This window comes from Pseudomonas arabinosi (genome assembly GCF_047758675.1).
Lineage (GTDB): Bacteria > Pseudomonadota > Gammaproteobacteria > Pseudomonadales > Pseudomonadaceae > Aquipseudomonas > Aquipseudomonas arabinosi.
On the sequence record NZ_CP180480.1, the window covers coordinates 5,162,291 to 5,183,552 of the forward strand.

Sequence of the window (21,262 nt, forward strand, 5' to 3'; positions counted from 1 at the left end):
CCGTAAGGTAGCTCCACAGATTGATGGAGGTACTTATGTCCCAGGTTCAGATCATGTCCGTTATCGGCAGCGCCGTTCCCGCACCGCTTAGAGAGCTAGGATTGCTCGCCTGTTGGTACCTGGTGCAGGACGGCGAACCGATCAGCGGTCCGCTCACCTCGCTGCCGGCCGCCCAGGCCCTGTCGCAACGTATTGGCCAAGGCCATCTCAGCGCTTAAGGCAGCTGCACCCGCGGCTTGGTTTCAATGAAAATGGCCCAGCTCGACATGAACAGCGCAGCGATCAACGGCCCGATCACAAAGCCATTGAGGCCGAAGATCGCCAGACCGCCAAGGGTCGAGATCAGGATCAGATAGTCCGGCATCTTGGTATCCTTGCCCACCAGGATCGGTCGCAGCACGTTATCCACCAGGCCGATCACAAAAACCCCGAACAACCCCAGCACCACGCCCTGCCAGATCGCCCCGGCGAACAGGAAAAATGCCGCCACCGGTGCCCAGACAATCCCCGCCCCCACCGCTGGCAACAGCGACAGAAACGCCATCAGCACCGCCCAGAGCAGCGCGCTCGGGATATCCAGAAACCAGAAAATCAAACCGCCCAATGCGCCCTGTGTGATCGCCACCAGCAGGTTGCCCTTCACTGTCGCCCGCACTACACGATTGAACTTGAGTTGCAAACGACGTTTCTGGTGCTCTTGCAGCGGCACGGCAGCGCGTACTTTACGGGCCAGTTCGGCGCCGTCCCGCAGAAAGAAGAACAGCAGGTAGAGCATGATGAAAAAACTCACCACAAAATCGAACGTACCCTGACCGACACTGAAGACTTGCGTGGCGATAAACTCATTGCCTGTCACCGCACTCTTGATGATTTTCTCCCGCAGCCCTTCCAGCTCGCCAACCCCGGCCCGATCGAGCAAGTGCTGAAAGTACGGCGGCAGGCTGTGTTTGAAATGCGTCACATACCCGGCGATGTCCAGTTCGCCGCTTTCGATGCTCTTGTACACCGCAGCCCCTTCCTGGACCAGCAAGATACTGAGGACGATCACCGGCAGAATCGCGATCACCAGGCAGATGCTCAGGGTGAGCAGCGATATCAGGTTGCGTTCCCAGCCGAACTTCAGTTGCAGTCGTCGCTGCAAGGGCGCGAAGAGGATGCCGAGGATCACCGCCCAGAACACCGCGCCGTAAAACGGCAGCAAAATCCAGATGAACGCGGCGGTAACCAGCCCCAGCAAGATCACCAGTGATTTGTTTTGTACTGTCTCTTCGTTCATGTCCGATCCATGTCAGTCCGCAGGGGCACAATGTCGTGTCCTGATGCTTAGTCCGCCACGGTTCGCGCGAGTGCCATCCGTTTGTTCATCAAGCATAGATCCAGATCAATGAACCCCGCGGGCAAGCCGCTTACACTCGGCGGCTTTTGTGACCGACTCTGCCATGACTCTCCTGCCTCCAGAACTGCTGGCCCCCGCCGGCACCCTGAAAAACATGCGATACGCCTTCGCCTACGGCGCCGATGCGGTGTACGCCGGTCAGCCGCGCTACAGCTTGCGGGTGCGCAATAACGAATTCGATCACGCCAATCTGGCCCTCGGCATCCACGAGGCCCAGGCTCAGGGCAAGCGCTTCTATGTGGTGGTGAACATCGCCCCGCACAACGCCAAACTGAAAACCTTCCTCAAAGACCTGGCGCCGGTAATTGCCATGGCACCGGACGCGCTGATCATGTCCGATCCAGGCCTGATCATGCTGGTTCGCCGGCATTACCCGCAGATGCCGATTCACCTTTCCGTACAAGCCAACACGGTGAACTGGGCCAGTGTCGAGTTCTGGCAGCAACAAGGCTTGAGCCGGATCATCCTGTCCCGGGAACTGTCCCTGGAAGAAATCGCCGAAATCCGCCAGCAGGTCCCGGCGATGGAGCTGGAAGTGTTCGTCCACGGTGCCTTGTGCATGGCCTATTCCGGTCGCTGCCTGCTGTCCGGATACATGAACAAACGCGACGCCAATCAGGGCAGCTGCACCAACGCCTGTCGCTGGAAATATTCAGCGCAAGAGGCCACGGAAAATCAGCTCGGCGAGATCGTGCAGACCTTCCAGCCGGAACCGACCCTGGGCATCGGCGCCCCGACCGATCAGGTGTTCCTGTTGCAGGAAGCCAATCGGCCCGACGAACTGATGCCGGCCTTCGAAGACGAGCACGGCACTTACATCATGAACGCCAAGGACCTGCGCGCGGTGCAGCATGTCGAGCGCCTGACACAGATGGGCGTGCACTCATTGAAAATCGAGGGCCGGACCAAATCCCACTTTTATTGCGCGCGGACCACTCAGGTTTATCGCCGGGCGATCGACGATGCGGTGGCCGGTCGCGCGTTCGACCGCAGTCTGATGACGGATCTGGAATCCCTCGCCCAGCGCGGCTACACCGAAGGTTTTCTGCGGCGGCACGTGCATGACGAATACCAGAACTACCAGCACGGCAGTTCGGTGTCGGAACGGCAGCAGTTTGTCGGCGAGCTGACCGGCGAGCGGCGTGACCGGATGGCGGAAATCAAGGTGAAAAATCGATTTGGTCTGGGCGACCACATGGAACTGATGACGCCCAAGGGCAACTTCCAGTTCGATTTGCATGAGCTGCAAAACGTCAGGGGTGAGCCGATCGAAGTGGCGCCGGGGGATGGGCACACGGTGTATTTGCCGATTCCGGATGCGGTGGATTTGCAGTTTGGGTTGTTGATGCGGGATGTCGCGAGCTGAATATCATCAGACGATACAAAACCTTGTGGGAGCGAGCTTGCTCCGGGCGGCGTTCCGACGATGACGGACTTTCAGCCAACATCATTGTTGAATATTGAACCGCTATCGCGAGCAAGCTCGCTCCCACAGGTAACGAGTCAGGCGAACTCTTCGCGCAACATCCCCACAAATGCCTCCCGCGCCGGGTGAACCCCGGCGTTTTCATGCCAGTAAAACAGGTTGTCGATGGCCGTCAGCTCAGGAAACTCATACCCCGCGCAACCCGCCCCTTTGGCGTACTGATCAAACACGCCTTTTGGCACCAGCGCGACACCCGCCCCGGCACTGACGCAGCCGACAATCGCCCCGTAACTGGCCAGGCTGACAATCGGCAACGCCTGCCCCTGCCGCAGCAACCAATGCTCCAGCGCCGCCCGGTAGGGACAGCCCTGAGGCCACATGAACACGGTCTTGTCCTGCAAATCCGCGATGTCCCGTACCGGCCCCAGGGACGTCGAGGCAATCAGCAGCAGCTCCTCGCGGTACATCGGTGTGCGCTTGAGGTGTGAGCGCTCGACGTCCACCGCGACGATCGCGCCGTCGAGCCGGTGATTGAGCGTGTCGTCGAGCAATTGGCTCCAGGTGCCGGTGGTCAGTTCCAGCGCCACCGCCGGGAAACGCTTGTGGAATTTCGCCAGCAAACGCGGCAGTCGCCCGGTCGCCGACGACTCGATGGCGCCAATGCGCAACGGCCCGGACGGCTCGGCCGAAGGGTCCACCGCGCGCTTGGCTTCCGCCGTCAGGGCGAGAATTTTCGAGGCATAAGCCAGAAAGGTCTGCCCCGCTGGGCTGATTCGCAGCCCTCGGCCCTCGCGCAGAAACAGCGCCACACCCAGCTCCGCGTCCAGGGACTTGATCCGTGCCGTGATGTTCGACGGCACGCAATGCAACAACTCGGCCGCCCGGGCGATGCTGCCGACCTCGGCGACGGTCTTGAACATGCGTATCTGTGCCAGCTCCATACATCACCAAAAGTGAAGAGTTGACGCACTATAAGTCAGTTGTGGCGAACAGTCAGGCTTCTGATACTGGGTGCATCCGCCTACAGGTGCCCGATCATGAAGCCTCTCACGCCCTCCCCCGGTTCTCCCGTCAAACTCACCCTGGCCATGGCATTTGTGGTCGGCTGCTGGGGTTACTCACCGACCGGCATTCACATCGGTTTGCAGGCCTATGATCCCGGTCATCTGGCCTTGCTGCGGTTTCTGCTGGCGTCGGCATTCATGGCGGTGGTCGCGGTGTTCCGGGGCATCAGCCTGCCGAAAATTCATGACCTGCCGCTGCTGTTCGCGCTCGGTTTTTTTGCCGTGAGCCTGCACCATGTCGCGCTGAACTTCGGCCAGCAAAGTGTCAGCGCCGGCGCCTCCAGTGTATTGGCGCAATCGACGCCGTTGTTCAGTACGTTGCTGGCGCGCTTCGTGTTCAAGGACCGGGTGAGCGTGTGGCGCTGGGGCTGCGTTTTCCTGGGGTTGATCGGCGTGGTGATAGTGGTGGCCGGGGATCACGGGCTGGGGAGCATCGACACCCATGGTTTGTTGATCCTGCTGGCGGCGGTGTCTTGGAGTGTCTACTTTGCCTTGCACAAGCATCACTCGCGGCGCTACGACGGGCTGACATTGGTGTGTTACACGGTTTGGTTCGGGACGCTGCTGCTGTTGGTTTATCTCCCGGGGCTTGTGAGCCAGGTCATCACCGCTCCGGTTGAAGTGCAGCTTGCGGTCATCGGGCTGGGCATTTTCCCAAGTGCCCTCGCGTATCTCGCCTGGGCCTATGTGCTCACTCACGTGGATTTGAGCCGTGCGACGATGACGCTGTATCTGATTCCACCGACCGCCATGGCGATTGCCTCTTTTGCGCTGGGCGAGCGGCCGACGTTGATGATCGTTGGGGGAGCATTGGTGGTGCTGGTCAGCGTACTGGCATTGAATCTGGAGCGCAGGCCGGTGGTTGCTCGAGTCACCAGCGCCTGATCCAGACTGGCGCCAATGCGACTGACGCCTTCGCGAGCAGGCTCGCTCCCACATGGATCTCGGCGGTGGTCAGCGATCGGCCGAAAACCGGTCGCGGCTGTTGGTGAGGTGCAGCCACATCGCCGCCCGCGCCGCATCCGGATCCTGGCGTTTGATGGCGTTGAGAATCGCCTCGTGCTCAAGGTTGGCCAGTTGCCCGAGCTTGCTCAAGTCCACCGCGCCGCGCTCAGCGGCATTGACGCGGGTGCGCGGGATCATGGCGCTGCCCAGGTGCTGCATGATTTCGGTGAAGCACACGTTGCCGGTGGCTTCGGCGATCAGCAGGTGGAAGCGCTTGTCGGCTTCGACGCAGCTGTCGTTGTTGGCCAGCAAGCTTTGATAGTCGTCCAGCGCTTCGCGCATCTGTGCCAACTGATGGTCCGTACGACGGGTTGCCGCCAGTGCAGCAGCCTGGGTTTCCAGGCCCATGCGCAACTCCAGAATGCTGCGCACCCCCAGCGCGGTATCGACATTCAGCCGCAGCCCCTGCTCCGGTGCTCGCTCGATCACGAAGGTGCCGATGCCGTGACGGGTTTCCACTAGACCTGACGCCTGCAACTTCGAGATCGCCTCGCGCACCACCGTGCGACTGACCCCGTGCTCCTGAACAATCGTGTTCTCGGACGGCAGCTTGTCCCCGGGCAGCATCTGGCCGAGCAGGATGCTCTGGGTCAGTTTGGCGACCAGGTCATGGGCCAGGTTGTGGGTGCGTTTGCGGGCAGGCGCGTCGAGGTCTTCTTGCATGGCGATCATCCGGAAGCAGGGCTGCCGGAATCGTAGCACTGCACTCGGTGGGAATCTCAGGAAAACGCCAATCAACTTGTATGACAACACTCAACAAACAGGGTATTAGAGACCATCAGAAAGGTCATGCATCTGCACAAAAGAATAATAAATGCTCCAAAAAGCGCCATTTTGTTGGACGACCACTCTTGTGGGATGAAAAAACGTAGTTGTATGATGTCTATCAACATCGCAACACCCAGTCACACCCCGCATAAAAATAATCAGTGGGAGATAACGAAGTGAATACATCCATATCCGGGATGAACGATGGCGCCGATTCGGTCCTGAAGTCCGCCATCTCGAAAGTGAAACGCCATGTACTGCCGCTGTTCGTGATCATGTTCATCGTCAACTACATCGACCGCGTGAACATCGGCTTCGTCCGCGCCCACATGGAACATGACCTGGGCATCGGCGCTGCCGCCTACGGCCTCGGCGCCGGGCTGTTCTTCATCGGTTACGCGCTGTTTGAAGTCCCCTCCAACATCCTTCTGCAAAAAGTCGGCGCGCGAATCTGGCTGACCCGCATCATGCTGACCTGGGGCCTGGTCGCCGCTTGCATGGCCTTCATCCAGAACGAAACCCACTTCTACATCCTGCGATTCCTGCTCGGCGTGGCCGAAGCCGGTTTCTTCCCCGGAGTGATTTACTACTTCACCCGCTGGTTGCCTGGCGTTGAACGCGGCAAGGCGATTGCCATCTTCCTCAGCGGTTCGGCGATTGCTTCGCTGATCTCCGGCCCGCTGTCCGGGTTACTGCTGCAAATCAGCGGCTTCGGCATGCACGGCTGGCAGTGGATGTACTTCATCGAAGGGATGTTCTCGGTGGGGCTGTGCGTGTTCGTCTGGTTCTGGCTGGACTCCAAACCCCACGACGCCAAATGGCTGAGCCGTGCCGAACAAGACGCACTGGTCAAGGCCATCGACGACGAACAACTGGCCCGCGAAGCCGCGACGCCGATCAAACCGTCGTTGGGCACCCTGCTCAAGGACCGCCAGATCATCCTGTTCTGCCTGATCTACTTCTTCATTCAATTGACCATCTACGCCGCGACCTTCTGGCTGCCGAGCATCATCAAAAAGATGGGCGACCTGAGCGACATTCAGGTCGGATTGTTCAACTCGATTCCATGGTTGCTGTCGATCGTCGGCATGTACGCCTTCGCTTCGCTGTCGGCCAAATGGAAGCATCAACAAGCCTGGGTCGCCGCGGCCCTGCTGATCGCAGCAGCCGGGATGTTCATGTCCACCACCGGCGGGCCGATCTTCGCCTTCGTTGCGATCTGCTTTGCTGCGCTGGGTTTCAAATCGGCGTCATCGCTGTTCTGGCCGATTCCACAGGCCTATCTGGATGCGCGGATCGCGGCGGGTGTGATCGCGCTGATCAACTCGGTGGGCAACCTCGGCGGCTTCGTCGCACCGACCACCTTCGGCCTGCTGGAAGAGCGCACCGGCTCGATTCAGGGCGGGCTGTACGGCTTGGCCGCGACCTCGATCATCGCCGCGATCATCGTCTTCGCCGCACGCAATAAACCGAAATCCGCACCCGCCGTTGCACTGGCCAAACCAGCGCCCAACCACGCCTGAACACTCATGTAAGAGCACTGTTTTGAAGGACATGACAATGAACACACAAGAAACCGCCAAAGCCCCGATCATCACCAGCATGCAGGTTGTTCCGGTGGCCGGCCACGATGGCATGTTGCTCAACCTGAGCGGCGCTCACGGGCCATTTTTCACCCGCAACATCGTGATCCTCAAGGACAACGCCGGTCACACTGGCGTCGGTGAAGTGCCGGGCGGTGAGCGCATTCGCCAGACCCTCGAGGACGCTCGCTCATTAGTGGTTGGCAGTCCGATCGGCACTTATCAGAAGATCCTCAATCAAGTGCGCCAGACTTTCGCCGATCGCGATGCCGGCGGTCGCGGGTTACAGACGTTCGATTTGCGTATCACCATCCACGCCGTTACCGGCCTTGAAGCTGCGTTGCTTGATCTCCTGGGTCAGCATCTGGACGTGCCGGTCGCCGCCCTGCTTGGTGAAGGCCAGCAACGTGATGAAGTGAAGATGCTGGGCTACCTGTTTTATGTCGGTGATCGCAACGAAACCGACCTGGCTTACCGCAGCGAGCCGGACGCCGACAGCGACTGGTTCCGCGTACGTCACGAAAAAGCCATGACCGCCGACGCCGTGGTGCGCCTGGCCGAAGCGGCCCACGCCCGCTACGGTTTCAAGGACTTCAAACTCAAGGGCGGCGTGCTCAGTGGTGATGAAGAAATCGAAGCCGTCACCGCCCTGGCTGAACGCTTCCCCGATGCGCGCATCACCCTTGATCCGAATGGCGCGTGGTCGCTGAAAGAAGCCATTCGCCTGTGCCGGGATCAGCATCACGTCCTGGCTTACGCCGAAGACCCGTGCGGCGCGGAAAACGGTTATTCAGGCCGGGAAGTGATGGCTGAATTCCGTCGCGCCACGGGTCTGAAAACCGCCACCAACATGATCGCTACCGACTGGCGGGAAATGGGCCACGCGATCCAGTTGCAATCAGTGGACATTCCCCTGGCCGACCCGCACTTCTGGACGATGCAGGGCTCGGTCCGCGTGGCGCAGATGTGCCATGAGTGGGGCCTGACCTGGGGTTCGCATTCCAATAACCACTTCGATATTTCCCTGGCGATGTTCACCCACGTCGCGGCCGCCGCGCCGGGTGAAATCACCGCCATCGACACGCATTGGATCTGGCAGGACGGTCAGCGCCTGACCAAAGCGCCGCTGCAAATCGTTGGCGGCTGTGTGCAGGTGCCGAAGAAACCAGGGCTGGGCGTCGAACTGGACATGGATCAGCTGGCCAAGGCCCATGAGTTGTACAAAGGCATGGGACTGGGCGCCCGGGATGACAGCGTGGCGATGCAGTTTCTGGTTCCGGGATGGAAATTCGATAACAAGCGGCCGTGTCTGGTGCGCTAGCCATCTGAAAAACACCGCAGTACCTGTGGGAGCGAGCTCGCTCCCACAGGAATGGCATTCGCTAAACCATCTGTGCCGCTTGCAGCAGCCAGCCCTTGAACGCCGCCATCGCCGACGTTTCAGGGCGTGACTGCAAACGGGTCAGCCAGTAACTGCCGGTGGTGATCCCGATGGCGAACGGTTGCTCTATTGCACCCGTCGCCAGTTGCCGGCCGAACATCAGCGGCGGCGCCAAGGCCACCCCCGCTCCTTGCAGCGCGGCCTCCATCATCGCCAGCGATGAGTCGAAGACGATGCTTCGGGGCGACGCTGTGTGGGTCGATAGGCCGGTGGCCTGGAACCATTCAGGCCACTCGTCTGTGCGATAGGAACGCAACAGCGTTTGCTGCAACAGGTCTGTCGGTGTTTTCAGTTGCCGGGCAATCTCTGGCACACACAACACCGATAACGGTGCCTCGATCAGCCTCACCGCTTCAATGCCATGCCACGCCCCCGCGCCAAAACGAATCGCGTAATCCAGCCCTTCAGCCGCCACATCCACTCGATTGTTATGGGTCGACAGGCGCACATCTATGAACGGATGTTTCGCCTGGAAGTCGGTCAATCGTGGCAACAACCAGCCCACCGCGAACGTCCCCACCGCGCCGACCGTCAATACCTCACGAAAATGTCCGCCCTCGAATAGCTCAAGGGTGCGCGCAATACGGTCGAAAGATTCGCGCAGCACCGGCAGCAGGGTTTCGCCCTCGCTGGTCAGCATCAGCCCGCGGGGCAAGCGCTTGAACAGGGTCACGCCAAGTTGAGACTCCAGGCTCTTGACCTGATGGCTCACCGCCGCCTGTGTGACGCACAACTCAACGGCCGCCCGGGTGAAACTCAAATGCCGGGCGGAGGCCTCGAAGGCACGCAATGCATTGAGCGGTAATTGAGGCCGGATCATGCCCACTCCCAAATTTTTCTAATGGCTCGTCCGAAATATCATCGGTTGTCGAACCTCGGCAGACTGCATAGATTTGGCTCGCCCATCAGCACCCCGGATTGAAAAGCCGCTCGGAGTGTAGCGGTTAACACTCTTGAACTCATGGAAAGTGAATACATCATGCAGAACAAACTCGCGTCCTACAGCGCTTTCGCACTTTTCCTCAGCGCCGGTCATTGCGTTGCTGATGACCGTATTGAAGCCATCGTGAAGGCCGCCATCGAACCGGTGATGCAGCAACAGCAGATCCCCGGTGTCGCAATTGCGATTACCATCAACGGCCAACCTCATTACTTTAACTACGGCGTGGCCTCGAAGGAGAACGGCAAAGCCGTCACGGAAGACACCCTGTTCGAGATCGGTTCGGTGAGCAAAACCTTCACCGCGACCCTCGCCGCCTACGCTCAGGCCACCGGCAAACTGTCCCTGTCGGACAAGGCCAGCAGCGTGCTGCCGGAACTGCGTGGCAGCGCGTTCGATAACATCAGCGTGCTGCAACTGGGCACTTACAGCGCCGGTGGCCTGCCGCTGCAATTCCCCGACGATGCCGATGCACCGGACAAGATGCTCGGATATTTCCAGCAGTGGAAACCGACCTATGCGGCGGGCACCCATCGGCAGTATTCGAACCCGAGCCTGGGGTTGTTCGGTTATCTGGCAGCCAAAAGCATGGGCGCGCCGTTTGATGACGTGATGGAAAAAACCCTGCTGCCGAAACTCGGGCTGAAACACACCTACCTCTCAGTGCCGCAGGCTCAAATGGGTCTTTACGCTCAGGGTTACAACAAGGAAGGCAAACCGGTGCGAGTCGGGCCGGGGGCACTTGGTTCGGAGGCTTATGGCGTGAAAACCAGCGCGGCGGACCTGATTCGTTATGTTGAAGCGAACATGAAGCCGGCCAGCCTCGAAGACCCGATGCAACGAGCAATCGCCACGACGCATACCGGTTACTACAAGGTGGGCGAGATGACTCAGGGGCTGGGTTGGGAGTTCTACCACTACCCGGTCACCCTCGATAAATTGTTGGCGGGTAACTCGACGCAGATGACGATGGAGGCTCACGAAGTCCAGTGGCTGACCCCGCCGCAACCTCAACCGGAAAGCGTGCTGATCAATAAAACCGGTTCAACGGGCGGCTTCGGTGCCTACGTGGCGTATGTGCCATCGAAAGACATCGGCATCGTGATCCTGGCCAACAAAAACTACCCGAACCCTGAGCGGATCAAGATTGCTCATACGATATTGAGTGCACTGGCCAAGTAGCCAAGAAACACAAATCTCGTAGCAGCTGTCGAGCAAGCAAACAAAATGGGTGACCCCTTTGAGGTCGCCCATTGTCGTTACTGCGTCAGCTCAATGCCGAGTCGGCGACTGAGCGTCAGGTGCATCGCTTCTCGGATAAAGATTTTCCCGCGCCTGATTCACCAACAACTCGGTGATCGCCGCCAAGTGCTGAATCGACAGCAGCACCTTGCGGTTCGAGCCTTCCAGTTTCCCGACAAAATTCGCAATCAGGACATTCAGGGAGGCAAGGTTTTCGCAGGCCTGATTTAGCAGGGTTAGTGTGTCGACGCCAGGAGCAAGAGTGTAAATCTGCTGGGTCGTGACGGTACGCCCGGGGCTTTGGGTGACTGCGCCTTTTGCGGTTTCACACGGCTCCGCGGGGTCGAGATGATCGGCGTCGTTTGGGGTTTGCGGTTGATGCTTGCTGATCTTTTTCACAGATGAGGCTCCTTTTTGTGCCATTGGTGTTTTCGTCCCTGGATCCCTCAGTCTCGCGGATTCCCACGTCCTACCGCGTTTTTGCGGTGGCTGACGAAGGCTAGCGGTGCGCTCTGACAGAAACCAGTTCATCAAGACCGACAGGACTTGCAGGAAACTTCCGAGACCAATAGAAACCAATGCATCTCCCCCAGAAATACGCTTCTTTTTGTAGCAGCTGTCGATTTCAATGGGGTAACCATTACATCGCTGCCCAAACCCGGTACGATCGCGCCCTTTTTAACCCACCCCGCCACGCATCCGCCCCTCCAAACCGCTTTTGGCTCAGGGACTATGCTGAATCAGGGCATGAGGGCTGATCGATGAGAGTGCTGTTGGTCGATGATCACGCGGTGGTGCGCATGGCGATCGGGATGATTCTGGCTCGCGAAGGCCATGAGATCGTCGGCGAGTGCGACAACGGCGTGGATGCCCTCAACAAGGCGTTCGAGCTCAAGCCCGATGCCATCGTGCTCGACCTGGACATTCCGCAGCTCGATGGCATGGCCGTCATCGACCGGTTGCGCATCGGTGGCAGTCCGGCTCGGGTCCTGGTGCACACGGGGCTGAAAAGCCAGGCCTATGCGGCGCAATGCCTGCGCGCCGGGGCGTCGGCCTTTCTGTCAAAAATCGATGATCCAGTGGAAATCGTCACCGCCCTCAAAGCCGTCGCCAGCGGCAAGACCTGGTTTCCCGTCAGCACGTTCGACTCGGTGCGTAAAAGCGATTTCGCCCAGAACGATGCGCAGTTGCTGAGCGCCATCACCCGGCGAGAACTCAAGGTGCTGCACGGTCTGGCGCTGGGCAAAAGCAACAAGCAAATCGCCGACGACATGCTGCTGAGCAACAAAACTGTCAGCACCTATAAAACCCGTCTGATGCAAAAGCTCAATGCTTCCACGCTGCTGGAACTGATCGAGTTCGCCAAGCGTAACGACCTGGTCTGAATCATGACTGCGATCTGTCGAGTTCTGTTGGGCGTGCTGATGCTTCTGTCCTTGCAGGCATCCGCCGAACCGCTTTTGCTGCTCAGTCGCGCGGCTGATAGCAGTGTGGCGCTGACGCTCACGACCGAGCAGCGCCAATGGCTCGCGCACAAGGCTGTGTTGCGTGTCGGCGTGTACTTGCCCGACCGGCCACCGCTGGACATGACCGCCAATCAACAGGATTACGAAGGCCTTTCCGCCGATTACCTTGATGTGCTGGCGCGAGGGTTGGGCGTGCGCCTGCAGATCAACGGTTACGCCAGCCAGGAACAGGCCCTGGCAGCTCTGCAACAGGGCGAAGTCGATCTGATTCCGCGTATCAATCACCTGGAACCGAAGCATGCAGATCTACTGCTCAGTGCGCCCTATGCCTACGATCAGGCGGTATTGATCAGCAAATTCGGTACTCGTTGGCCCAACGATCAACCGCCGGCCGGCACCACAGTGCTGTTCGATCCCGACTGGATAGCGCAGGAGCGTGTGGCGGCACTGTTCCCCCGGATGCAAGTGGAATCGGTGCCTTCCACTGAACACGGCCTTGGCCTGGTCGCCTATGGCGAAGGCATGGTGCTGCTGACCGATGCGATTTCCGCGCAGTACCTGGTGGAACGCAGTTATCAGCAGAGCCTGAAACAGACGATTCAGCGCGATTCCGAAGGGCTGGGGTTCAGCTTCGCCGTGCAACGTCAGGACAGTCAGTTGCGGACCCTGCTCAACAGCGGCCTGTCGAACATTTCACCCCAGGAGCGCTCCGTGATGGCCCGGCGCTGGGGCATCGGTGCCAATCCGAAACTGGGTTACAGCCGCCTGCAACTGACCGCGGCCGAGCAACAATGGATCAAGGATCATCCCCGCATCGACGTCCTGGCCAGCGACCTGTACTCGCCCTTCAGTTTTTTCAACGCCGACGACCAGCTGCGTGGCATGGCAGCCGATCTGCTGGAGCTGATCAACGACCGCACCGGCCTGGTGTTCCAGCCGAGCAGAATCACCTCCATCGACGCCATGGTCAGCCGTGCGCAACGGGACCCCGCCAGCATCATCGGCGCGCTGACTTACGGCGAGCGCCGCGAAGCCAGCCTGGTGTTCTCCCGACCCTACGTGGTCAACCCCTTTGTACTGGTCACCCGGGCCCAGACCGAACATGCAGGCCTCACGGGCATGAAGGGCCTGCGCGTGGCGATCATCAAAGACTCTGCCGCCGCCAACTGGCTGGAGCGTGAGTGGCCGGACATTCGACAGGTGGAAGTCGATGCGCCGATCGAGACCTATGAATTGCTCGCTGAGGGACGGGTCGACGGTGTCATCCAGCCGCAATTGGGCGCCGCTTACCTGATTGACCGCTTTTTCCGCGGCCGTCTGCAAATCGATTCGGTGATTGGCTCCCAACCCGCGCTGATCAGCTTCGCCACCGGGCACCAGAACGGCGAACTGATCTCGATCCTCAACAAGGCCCTGCTCGACATCCCGCCCGACGAGTTCAGCGACCTGGCCAATCGCTGGCAAAACCCGCAGGAAAGCGAGGGCGGCTGGAACGCCTACAAAAGCTGGTTCTACAAAGCGGTGCTGGGGTTGTTGGGGGTGGTGCTGGCGATTCTGGCCTGGAACCTGGGCTTGCGCCGGCAGATCGCCGAACGCCAAAAAGCGCAAAAAGCCTTGAACGACCAACTGGTGTTCATGAAGGTGCTGGTGGATGGCACGCCGCACCCGATCTATGTGCGTGATCGCCAGGGCTTGCTGCTGACGTGCAACCGAGCCTATCTGCAAGTGATGGAAATCGAACTTGATCAGGTGCAGGGCAAAGGCTTGATCGAGGCGAACATCCTCGCCCCCGAAGACGCCTACCGCTACGAGCGAATTCATCAGGCGACCCTTGCCAGCGGCGAGCCGTCCTTCGACAACTTCGCCATGACCGTCAACGGCAAGACGTATCACATTTACCACTGGGCCCTGCCCTATCGCGATTCCGACGGCACCATGACCGGCGTCATCGGCGGCTGGATCGATCTCACCGAACAACAGCATTTGCAGCACGCACTGCATCAGGCCAAGGATCTGGCAGAAGCGGCCAATCGCGGCAAAAGTCATTTCCTGGCGGTGATGAGCCATGAAATCCGCACGCCCATGAGTGCCTTGATCGGTGTTCTGGAATTGATGCGTGACAAACGTCCCGACGCTGAACTGATCGACATCGCCCAGAAGTCGGCCGGCGGCATGATGGAACTGATAGGCGAGATCCTCGACCTGTCGAAAATCGAGTCCGGCAAGTTCGAACTGCGTACCGGCACCTGCCATCCCGAGCGGTTGGTCAACACCGTGATCCAGAGTTTCGCCAGCCTTGCCCGGCAGAAAAACGTGGCGCTGGCATTCGTGCTTCACGGGACCGACTGCACAGTGGAAATGGATTCCCTGCGGTTCCGGCAGATTGTCTCGAACCTGATCAGCAACGCGATCAAGTTCACCCCCAAGGGCAGCGTCACCGTTGAGCTGATGCTTGAGCCTGATGACGATCTCGCCCATCTGCGCCTGGAGGTATTGGACACCGGCATCGGCATGGACGAGCAGCAACGCCAGCGGCTATTTCAGCCATACACGCAGTTCGATTCCAGCGACACCGAGCTGCAGGCAGGCAGCGGTCTGGGCCTGGCGATCTGTCAGCAATTAACGCAATTGATGGGCGGGCGACTGACCTGTGTCAGCGAACCGGGACGAGGCTCGTGCTTCACCCTGGAGCTGGACGTTGCAAGGGTTGCGGGCGACGAAGCGCTGCCCTCGGTCGATGCCGGGCACCTTGCGCCATTGCCTGAGCGCAACATCCTGATCGTCGAGGATCACGAGTTCAATCGAGTGGTATTGCAGCGGCAACTCGAGGCCTTGGGCATGCGCGTGACCTGCGCCGAGAATGGCCTGGAGGGCTTGCGGTGGTGGGCTCAGGAAGACTTCGACTACGTGATCACCGACTGCAACATGCCGCAGATGAATGGTGATCAGATGACCCGACAGTTAAGAACGCTGGAGGCCAACGAAGGTCGCCAACCCACCCATGTGGTCGGATTGACAGCCAACGCCCAGCCCCAGGAAATCCAGCGTTGCCTGGACGCCGGCATGAACGATTGCCTGTTCAAGCCCGTTACCCGAACCACACTTGAGCGCTATCTTCGCCAGGTCGAACAGACGCAACAGGCCGCCGCCCCGTGCTTCGACCTGTCCAAAATCAGCGACATCACGGCCGGCGACGCGGCGATGACCCGACAATTGCTGACCACCGTGCTGCGCACCAATCAGGAAGATTTCGACGCCATGCAAGCGCAGTACGCGGCGGGCGATTTCGCGGCCATGGGCAGCCGTTGCCACAAGATCCTCGGCAGTGCGCGGATCATCCACGCGGCGTCATTGATCAGCGCTTGCGAGCAACTTGAACAGGGTTGCGAAAATGCCGTTGCGGGAAACGAATTGAGCCTGTTGCATGAGACCTTCGTCCTGCAAATGAAGCGTCTTCAGGAGAGCATTCGAACCAGCATCAACGCCTGCGTGTAGGACGCTTCCCACAAAAAGTTAGGAAACACCCGCGTTACCCACCCCCCTCGCCTACGGAGAATCTGCGCCTCAATTTCCTGCAGTCGGCGGATGATCATGTTTACGTTTGGTGTGCGGTTCTCTCCAGTTTCGGTGTCCGGCGCGTTATTGATGCTCGGTTGCGTACCTGCTTCAGCAATCGCAGCCAGCTGCGACCAGATTGACTGCCTGACGACATCGCAATCAAACGTCGTGGTGAATGATGGCAGCACGTTCTCGGTCGGCACAGGGGGTTCCCTGAGCAACAGCACCGTGAGCTTCGGATTCATCCACATCCTGGACGCAGGGACCGCATCCGCCATCAGGATCAACAACAATGGCTGGCTGCATCTCGATGACTCTGGATCGTCATTCGGCTCCGTCCTCGAAAACGGCAACATGGTCGTCGTCGGTTCAGCCACGGCACGTCGCACCACCGTCCAGGGCGGTGACCTGGACGTGGCGCAAAACGCCGTGGTCAGCGAGACCCAACTCCAGGGCGGCAGAATGTGGGTGTATACCGATGCCACCGCCGAGAACACTCGCGTCAGCAACAGCCTTATGACCGTCTATCAAAACGGTAACGCCGACCGCACGACGGTCAATGGTGGCGGCGAGCTGTCGGTCAACGATAACGCGTCGGCGATCGACACCGTGGTCAATCAGGGCGGTTTGATGGAAAGCGTGGCGGGCACTCATGTGCACTTCACCACCGTCAATCAGGGCGGCGTGATGGTGCTGGGTGACCGCGCCGATGCCAGCGACACGACGATCAATTCGGGCGGTTTCCTGCAACTCAAGGGCGATGCGATTCTGGGCGGTGCGAGCCATGTCGACGGCCAGGTCGCGTTTGCCGATCCGGCCGTCAACGGTTTTCATACTCTGACGATCAAAGGGCCGCTGACCGGCAACGGCACGTTCCTGATGAACACCGATCTCGCTGCACTGCGGGGTGATCTGCTCAGGGTGCAAGGTCCGGTCAGCGACAGCCACACCCTGGTGGTAGCCGACTCGGGCAACTCGCCCAGTGGTGCGCGACAGAAATTGATGCTGGTGAATGGCAACGGTGGCAGCGGCGACTTCAAACTCTACGGCGACACCGTGGATGCCGGGGCCTATCGCTACCAGTTACAGCAGCAAGGCAGCGACTGGTACCTGGCCAATCTGGCGGATCAGGATCCGCAGAACCCGGATACGGGTGACGAGACCGAGACGCCAAGCACGCCAGATACTCCAGATGAACCAGACTCACCAGACTCACCAGACGCACCAATTTCACCCGGCGAAACACCCGCGCAGCCAAGACCCGTCCCTCAGGCGCAAACCCTGAGCAAGGGCGCCAACGCGGCGGTGGCCAGTCACGCCGCCAGCGCAGCGTTGATCAGCGCCCAGATGAACGCCACGGCCCAGCACTTTGGCGAACTGCGCTCGGGCAAGGATCAGGGCGGTCTCTGGACTCGCGGCTACGGCACCGATCAACGCTTGGACACCGGTGCCAGCCGCGCCTTCGACCAACAAATCAACGGCATGGAAATCGGTGCCGACAAAGCCCTGCCTTTCGCCGACGGCACGCTGTACGTGGGTGGTTTGCTCGGCAAGGGTCAGGGGCGGCAACAATTCGGCGAGGCCAGCAAAGGCACGATCGACAGCCGCACGCTCGGCGGTTATGCCAGCTACCAGGACCGTAGCGGCCTGCACATCGATGGCGCACTGAAATACAGCCGTCTGGATAACGAAATCGACATCACCAGCAACCTTGGGGACAAGGTCAAGGCGCGCTACAAGAACCACGCGGTCAGTGCGGATGTGCAAATGGGCAAGAACATTGATTTGGGCCAGGGCTGGTTCGTCGAACCTCAGGCGGGACTGCAAATGGCGCACATCAGTGGGGGGCGCTACACCGCCAGCAATGGCTTGAACGTCGAGCAGGATGCGATGAACTCGGTTCAAAGCCGTGTCGGCGGGATGTTCGGGCGCCATCTGGAGCTGGGCAACGGCATCGCCGTGAAACCCTATGCCAAAGCGACGTGGCTCACCGAGCATGCCGGCGATAGCCACGTGAAGGTCAACGGGGCAAAACTGGACAGCCGCCTGCCGGGTTCACGGGGCGAGATCGGTGGTGGGGTGATGGTCAATGCGGCAGACAGGCATAACTTCTTCGTCGAAGCGGGCTACACCAAAGGGAGCGATATCGAGCAGCCTTGGGCAGTGACTGCGGGGTATCGCTACAACTGGTAAACGCTGACTTGTAGCAGCAGGCTGCGCCAGCTGCTACAAAAGTCTGCGTTTAATCATCCGGCATTTCAGGCGGCTTGGCAGGCTTCGCCGGTTTGCCCGGTTTTACACCTTTGGCACCTTTGGCGGCAGGTTCCGCTACAACAGGCGTCGCGACCGTTGGCGCTGCGGCTTCTTTCTCGGTCGCTGGCAGGGCGTCGATCGTGTCGAAAATCTTCTTCAAATTGACCGATTTTGATTCATCCCCCGAACTCTCGAACTTCTTCTCTCCGTCCTTGCCCACCAGGATGACTTTGGGTAACGCCCCGGCACCGAGTTTCAGCGAGCGGATCAGTGCCATGGTGTCCTGTTGTCCGAGATCCTTGCCGTCGAACTGACCGAACATATTCAGCACGGTGTACACCCTGATATTGCGTTGGGCGACACCCTCCTTGTTGGCTGGATCGTCCAGCGACTTTTTCAGGCCCACCCAGACTGGGTCAACCGTGCTGGGAGCGATGACAATCAATGGTCGGGACCTGCCCTTGTCCATATCCAGCGGTGAGCCGTCATCGGCAGCGAACAAGGGGCCGGCTAAAGCCAGCAGGGTAGTCAGGGTCAATGACCTGATGAGCATGCGCATCTCCTTTTGATATCCACGCTCTAATGATTGCGCATCGCGGCGTTCGTTCCGGGTGACGCCCGCAATTATGTCTCGTCTTGCCCCAAGCTTAGGTCAGGGCGGTCATTGCGCAACAGGCTGAGCTAATCTCATGGCTCAACAACCAAGCCCTGATCCGCCGTGAGGACCTGTGCATGAGCGCTCAGTTGAACCACACCATCGTCTGGTGTCGCGACAAGCAGACATCAGCCAACTATCTGGCAGACATCCTCGGTCTGCCCTGCCCCGAACCCTTCGGCCCGATGCTGATCGTCAAGTTCGACAACGGTGTGTCGCTGGACTTCTACGACAATGACCCGCCGATAGCCTCCCAGCACTACGCGTTTTTGATCGGTGACGACGATTTCGATGCGGCCTTCGCCCGCCTGCAAGCCCGACAGCAGCCCTGGTGGGCTGACCCCGGCAAACAACGACCGAACGAGATCAACGATTACGGCGGTGGCCGGCGGGTTTATTTCGATGACCCGGACGGGCATCTGCTGGAGATTCTGACTCGGGCCTAAGGGCGCCTGCCAAGCTGGTTTGTTTCTGGAACCTCTACCCGATTAAAAGGCCAGTTTGTACCCGATCAGCACCAGCATCGTGGCCAGGCAAGGGCGCAGCACTTCATCGGAGATACGGCCCGTCAGGTGGCTGCCCAGGTAAATCCCTGGCAGCGAACCGATCAGCAAGTAACCCAGCACGTGCCAATCCATGTTGCCCATGCTCGCATGGCCGAGGCCGGCCACGAGGGTCAGCGGTACGGCGTGCGCGATTTCCGTGCCCACCAGGCGGCGGGTCGGCAGCAGCGGATAGAGAATGAACAACGCGACGGTGCCCAGGGCGCCAGCGCCGATGGAGGTCAGGGCAACCATGGTGCCGAGGACCAGGCCAGTGATCACGGTCAGCGCATTCAAGCGGTTGCCGCTGGGGTTGTAATGACCGCCCGCGCGTTTGTGAGCGAAATCGAGCAGGCGCTTCTTGAAGAAAATCGCCAGCGCCGTGGCAAACAGGACAAAGCCCAAGGCCTGCTTGATGACCGCGTTCATCGCCTCGGGCGACGTTTGCAAGGTGCTCAGGAACCACAACGTCAGCGCCACTGCCGGCACACTGCCGAGGGTCAGCCAACCGGTAATGGCCCAGTCGATGTTCTTGTTCTTTCGATGAACCAGCACGCCACTGGACTTGGTAATCGCCGCGTACAGCAAATCCGTCCCCACTGCGGTGGCCGGATTGACGCCGAACCACAACAGAATGGGGGTCATCAATGATCCGCCACCGACCCCAGTCATCCCGACAATAAAGCCGACCACCAGACCTGCCACGACTAAACCGAAATTACCGAATTCCATTAACACGCCCACAAAAAACGCATGAAAAATCTGGTCCGCAGCATAGCGATTTTTCTTATAACCACTTATATCGATGCGATCTATCTTTATGCCTTAAGCGCTTGGACTATCCCTGTGGGAGCGAGCTTGCTCGCGATGACGGACTTACAGCCAACATCATTGCTGAATGTTAAACCGCTATCGCGAGCAAGCTCGCTCCCACAGGGATTTGCTGAGTTGGCCGGGTTCATTGCACGGGCAGGAAGTTGAGGAACAGCAAACTCTGCGCGTAATTCAAACCGATCCGACGGTAGCGCTCGTCCAGCATCTGCGTCAGCAGGTCCAGCCGCGCGACGATCTTGCCGAACTCCACGGCAAAACTCAGGTTGCTGCCCTCCTCCGATATTTCGTTGGAAAACAGCAACGGCTCGCCGTTCTTGTTTTGCCGCTGGCTGAGTATCCAGGTGGCTTTCTCGATGTTGCGGGCGGCGTTGCTGACGAACACCGGGTTGATCGCATCCGTCATGTAGAACTCGAGCCGATTGCCGTGGGCGGTGACGAGCATGCTGCCGATGGCATAGATGAAGGCTCCGACCCGGTCGCCGAGAAACTCCGGGCTCATGGCGTAACTCAGCGCTGCCAGGTCTTTTTTGCCACCCAGGGTCGGCAGCGGTTGTTGCTGTTCGATGGCCATGCGCACTTGCTTGCCGGCGGTGCGGGCGTCGAGGAAGCCGGATTTTTTCAACTCGTCCGGGTTGCGCAGGTAGAGCTTGCTCATCAGCAGGTAGAGGCTGTCGAGGTTGTCACGCATCGCCAGGGTCGCCATGCGGTCGACGCTGGTCTGGAGGAATTCCTGGGGTTTACCTTCACGAAACTGGCTGACGATGTCGCTGCCCTGCTGCTGACTGCACCCGGAGGCGGCGAGCATAGACAAGGCCAACAGCAGGCAATAGCGGCGGATTGACGGGGTGGTGCGGGGTAAAACTCGAGCCATGGGTTCTTGAACTTGGGCATGGGCCGGCGGTGGGGATTCGCCGCAGGCTGGCCAAGGATAGAGCCGTGAATCCTGAAAAAGTGCAGTGCCGACGGTCCGTAAGCGCTGGTAACCGTTAAGAGGATCACCACATTAGTGCGATTACCGAAGCGTCCGATGGTCACACTGAAGTACACGCGCCTGGACCCGCCAACCAAACCTCCGACATCACGCGATCA

19 protein-coding genes are annotated in these 21,262 nt (G+C 59.6%); 10 read left to right on the forward strand and 9 right to left on the reverse strand.

The genetic code is table 11. The annotated features are described in order from the left end of the window. The first annotated feature begins 35 nt into the window (after window positions 1-35). Window positions 36-218 carry a hypothetical protein gene (locus ACMXYJ_RS24135; protein ID WP_056740211.1) on the forward strand — a complete coding sequence of 61 codons (183 nt, stop codon included), beginning with the start codon at window positions 36-38 and terminating at the stop codon, window positions 216-218. On the opposite strand, the gene ACMXYJ_RS24140 is transcribed toward ACMXYJ_RS24135, so the two are convergent. Further along, on the reverse strand, window positions 215-1,276 hold the full coding sequence (locus ACMXYJ_RS24140) for an AI-2E family transporter (RefSeq protein WP_415757214.1): 1,062 nt from the start codon (window positions 1,274-1,276) through the stop codon (window positions 215-217). The two genes, ACMXYJ_RS24135 and ACMXYJ_RS24140, sit on opposite strands and share 4 nt — an antisense overlap. A gap of 163 nt (window positions 1,277-1,439) precedes the next feature. Between ACMXYJ_RS24140 and yegQ the strand changes: the two genes are divergently transcribed. Beyond that, window positions 1,440-2,762 (forward strand): tRNA 5-hydroxyuridine modification protein YegQ, encoded by a 1,323-nt coding sequence (yegQ, locus tag ACMXYJ_RS24145; protein WP_415757215.1) that lies wholly within the window; start codon window positions 1,440-1,442, stop codon window positions 2,760-2,762. A gap of 137 nt (window positions 2,763-2,899) precedes the next feature. On the opposite strand, the gene ACMXYJ_RS24150 is transcribed toward yegQ, so the two are convergent. After that, entirely contained in the window at window positions 2,900-3,763 is an 864-nt protein-coding gene (locus tag ACMXYJ_RS24150) for a LysR substrate-binding domain-containing protein (protein WP_415757216.1), read from the reverse strand. A gap of 96 nt (window positions 3,764-3,859) precedes the next feature. On the opposite strand from ACMXYJ_RS24150, the gene ACMXYJ_RS24155 reads away from it, so the two are divergent. Then, window positions 3,860-4,771, forward strand: a complete 912-nt coding sequence (locus ACMXYJ_RS24155) for a DMT family transporter (protein ID WP_415757217.1) — start codon at window positions 3,860-3,862, stop codon at window positions 4,769-4,771. A 69-nt stretch (window positions 4,772-4,840) separates the two neighbouring features. Here ACMXYJ_RS24155 and ACMXYJ_RS24160 read toward each other — a convergent pair whose 3' ends face one another. Next, the gene (locus tag ACMXYJ_RS24160) at window positions 4,841-5,554 is read right to left on the reverse strand and encodes a FadR/GntR family transcriptional regulator (protein ID WP_046047599.1); all 714 of its coding nucleotides are present in this window, start codon (window positions 5,552-5,554) and stop codon (window positions 4,841-4,843) included. 281 nt (window positions 5,555-5,835) lie between these two features. On the opposite strand from ACMXYJ_RS24160, the gene ACMXYJ_RS24165 reads away from it, so the two are divergent. Both ACMXYJ_RS24165 and gudD read left to right on the forward strand, forming a co-directional pair. Continuing rightward, window positions 5,836-7,182: an MFS transporter gene (locus ACMXYJ_RS24165; RefSeq protein ID WP_415757218.1), complete on the forward strand. Its 1,347-nt coding sequence runs from the start codon at window positions 5,836-5,838 to the stop codon at window positions 7,180-7,182. Between the two features lie 37 nt (window positions 7,183-7,219). Then, the gene (gene gudD / locus ACMXYJ_RS24170) at window positions 7,220-8,563 is read left to right on the forward strand and encodes a glucarate dehydratase (RefSeq protein WP_415757219.1); all 1,344 of its coding nucleotides are present in this window, start codon (window positions 7,220-7,222) and stop codon (window positions 8,561-8,563) included. Window positions 8,564-8,624: 61 nt separating this feature from the next. On the opposite strand, the gene ACMXYJ_RS24175 is transcribed toward gudD, so the two are convergent. Then, a complete protein-coding gene (locus ACMXYJ_RS24175; protein WP_415757220.1) occupies window positions 8,625-9,503 on the reverse strand; it encodes a LysR family transcriptional regulator in 879 nt (292 codons plus the stop codon). Window positions 9,504-9,644: 141 nt separating this feature from the next. On the opposite strand from ACMXYJ_RS24175, the gene ampC reads away from it, so the two are divergent. After that, window positions 9,645-10,805 carry a class C beta-lactamase gene (gene ampC, locus ACMXYJ_RS24180; protein ID WP_415757221.1) on the forward strand — a complete coding sequence of 387 codons (1,161 nt, stop codon included), beginning with the start codon at window positions 9,645-9,647 and terminating at the stop codon, window positions 10,803-10,805. Between the two features lie 90 nt (window positions 10,806-10,895). Here the strand turns inward: ampC and ACMXYJ_RS24185 are convergent, their stop codons facing one another. Further along, window positions 10,896-11,288 carry a DUF6124 family protein gene (locus tag ACMXYJ_RS24185; protein WP_415757222.1) on the reverse strand — a complete coding sequence of 131 codons (393 nt, stop codon included), beginning with the start codon at window positions 11,286-11,288 and terminating at the stop codon, window positions 10,896-10,898. A 338-nt stretch (window positions 11,289-11,626) separates the two neighbouring features. Between ACMXYJ_RS24185 and ACMXYJ_RS24190 the strand changes: the two genes are divergently transcribed. Both ACMXYJ_RS24190 and ACMXYJ_RS24195 read left to right on the forward strand, forming a co-directional pair. After that, window positions 11,627-12,250: a response regulator gene (locus ACMXYJ_RS24190; RefSeq protein WP_415757223.1), complete on the forward strand. Its 624-nt coding sequence runs from the start codon at window positions 11,627-11,629 to the stop codon at window positions 12,248-12,250. Between the two features lie 3 nt (window positions 12,251-12,253). Then, entirely contained in the window at window positions 12,254-15,826 is a 3,573-nt protein-coding gene (locus ACMXYJ_RS24195; RefSeq protein ID WP_415757224.1) for an ATP-binding protein, read from the forward strand. Here ACMXYJ_RS24195 and ACMXYJ_RS24200 read toward each other — a convergent pair. Then, window positions 15,787-16,134, reverse strand: coding sequence for a hypothetical protein (locus ACMXYJ_RS24200; RefSeq protein WP_415757225.1), 348 nt, complete (start codon window positions 16,132-16,134; stop codon window positions 15,787-15,789). The two genes, ACMXYJ_RS24195 and ACMXYJ_RS24200, sit on opposite strands and share 40 nt — an antisense overlap. On the opposite strand from ACMXYJ_RS24200, the gene ACMXYJ_RS24205 reads away from it, so the two are divergent. Further along, the gene (locus ACMXYJ_RS24205) at window positions 16,118-18,082 is read left to right on the forward strand and encodes an autotransporter outer membrane beta-barrel domain-containing protein (protein ID WP_415757226.1); all 1,965 of its coding nucleotides are present in this window, start codon (window positions 16,118-16,120) and stop codon (window positions 18,080-18,082) included. The two genes, ACMXYJ_RS24200 and ACMXYJ_RS24205, sit on opposite strands and share 17 nt — an antisense overlap. A 49-nt stretch (window positions 18,083-18,131) precedes the next feature. Here ACMXYJ_RS24205 and ACMXYJ_RS24210 read toward each other — a convergent pair whose 3' ends face one another. Then, window positions 18,132-18,695 (reverse strand): DUF4174 domain-containing protein, encoded by a 564-nt coding sequence (locus tag ACMXYJ_RS24210; protein WP_415757227.1) that lies wholly within the window; start codon window positions 18,693-18,695, stop codon window positions 18,132-18,134. Between the two features lie 179 nt (window positions 18,696-18,874). Between ACMXYJ_RS24210 and ACMXYJ_RS24215 the strand changes: the two genes are divergently transcribed. Next, window positions 18,875-19,243: a VOC family protein gene (locus ACMXYJ_RS24215; protein WP_415757228.1), complete on the forward strand. Its 369-nt coding sequence runs from the start codon at window positions 18,875-18,877 to the stop codon at window positions 19,241-19,243. 42 nt (window positions 19,244-19,285) lie between these two features. Here the strand turns inward: ACMXYJ_RS24215 and ACMXYJ_RS24220 are convergent, their stop codons facing one another. Both ACMXYJ_RS24220 and ACMXYJ_RS24225 read right to left on the reverse strand, forming a co-directional pair. Beyond that, the gene (locus ACMXYJ_RS24220) at window positions 19,286-20,071 is read right to left on the reverse strand and encodes a sulfite exporter TauE/SafE family protein (RefSeq protein WP_046047606.1); all 786 of its coding nucleotides are present in this window, start codon (window positions 20,069-20,071) and stop codon (window positions 19,286-19,288) included. Between the two features lie 226 nt (window positions 20,072-20,297). Then, the gene (locus ACMXYJ_RS24225) at window positions 20,298-21,044 is read right to left on the reverse strand and encodes a hypothetical protein (protein ID WP_415757229.1); all 747 of its coding nucleotides are present in this window, start codon (window positions 21,042-21,044) and stop codon (window positions 20,298-20,300) included. Between the last annotated feature and the right edge of the window lie 218 nt (window positions 21,045-21,262).

What these genes read in the sequence shown, in the direction of transcription:
- ACMXYJ_RS24135 (WP_056740211.1), top strand. Translation starts at nt 36, where the DNA reads ATGTCCCAGGTTCAGATCATGTCCGTTATCGGCAGCGCCGTTCCCGCA.
- ACMXYJ_RS24140 (WP_415757214.1), bottom strand. Translation starts at nt 1,276, where the DNA reads ATGAACGAAGAGACAGTACAAAACAAATCACTGGTGATCTTGCTGGGG.
- yegQ (WP_415757215.1), top strand. Translation starts at nt 1,440, where the DNA reads ATGACTCTCCTGCCTCCAGAACTGCTGGCCCCCGCCGGCACCCTGAAA.
- ACMXYJ_RS24150 (WP_415757216.1), bottom strand. Translation starts at nt 3,763, where the DNA reads ATGGAGCTGGCACAGATACGCATGTTCAAGACCGTCGCCGAGGTCGGC.
- ACMXYJ_RS24155 (WP_415757217.1), top strand. Translation starts at nt 3,860, where the DNA reads ATGAAGCCTCTCACGCCCTCCCCCGGTTCTCCCGTCAAACTCACCCTG.
- ACMXYJ_RS24160 (WP_046047599.1), bottom strand. Translation starts at nt 5,554, where the DNA reads ATGCAAGAAGACCTCGACGCGCCTGCCCGCAAACGCACCCACAACCTG.
- gudD (WP_415757219.1), top strand. Translation starts at nt 7,220, where the DNA reads ATGAACACACAAGAAACCGCCAAAGCCCCGATCATCACCAGCATGCAG.
- ACMXYJ_RS24175 (WP_415757220.1), bottom strand. Translation starts at nt 9,503, where the DNA reads ATGATCCGGCCTCAATTACCGCTCAATGCATTGCGTGCCTTCGAGGCC.
- ampC (WP_415757221.1), top strand. Translation starts at nt 9,645, where the DNA reads ATGGAAAGTGAATACATCATGCAGAACAAACTCGCGTCCTACAGCGCT.
- ACMXYJ_RS24185 (WP_415757222.1), bottom strand. Translation starts at nt 11,288, where the DNA reads ATGGCACAAAAAGGAGCCTCATCTGTGAAAAAGATCAGCAAGCATCAA.
- ACMXYJ_RS24190 (WP_415757223.1), top strand. Translation starts at nt 11,627, where the DNA reads ATGAGAGTGCTGTTGGTCGATGATCACGCGGTGGTGCGCATGGCGATC.
- ACMXYJ_RS24195 (WP_415757224.1), top strand. Translation starts at nt 12,254, where the DNA reads ATGACTGCGATCTGTCGAGTTCTGTTGGGCGTGCTGATGCTTCTGTCC.
- ACMXYJ_RS24200 (WP_415757225.1), bottom strand. Translation starts at nt 16,134, where the DNA reads ATGAATCCGAAGCTCACGGTGCTGTTGCTCAGGGAACCCCCTGTGCCG.
- ACMXYJ_RS24210 (WP_415757227.1), bottom strand. Translation starts at nt 18,695, where the DNA reads ATGCTCATCAGGTCATTGACCCTGACTACCCTGCTGGCTTTAGCCGGC.
- ACMXYJ_RS24215 (WP_415757228.1), top strand. Translation starts at nt 18,875, where the DNA reads ATGAGCGCTCAGTTGAACCACACCATCGTCTGGTGTCGCGACAAGCAG.
- ACMXYJ_RS24220 (WP_046047606.1), bottom strand. Translation starts at nt 20,071, where the DNA reads ATGGAATTCGGTAATTTCGGTTTAGTCGTGGCAGGTCTGGTGGTCGGC.
- ACMXYJ_RS24225 (WP_415757229.1), bottom strand. Translation starts at nt 21,044, where the DNA reads ATGGCTCGAGTTTTACCCCGCACCACCCCGTCAATCCGCCGCTATTGC.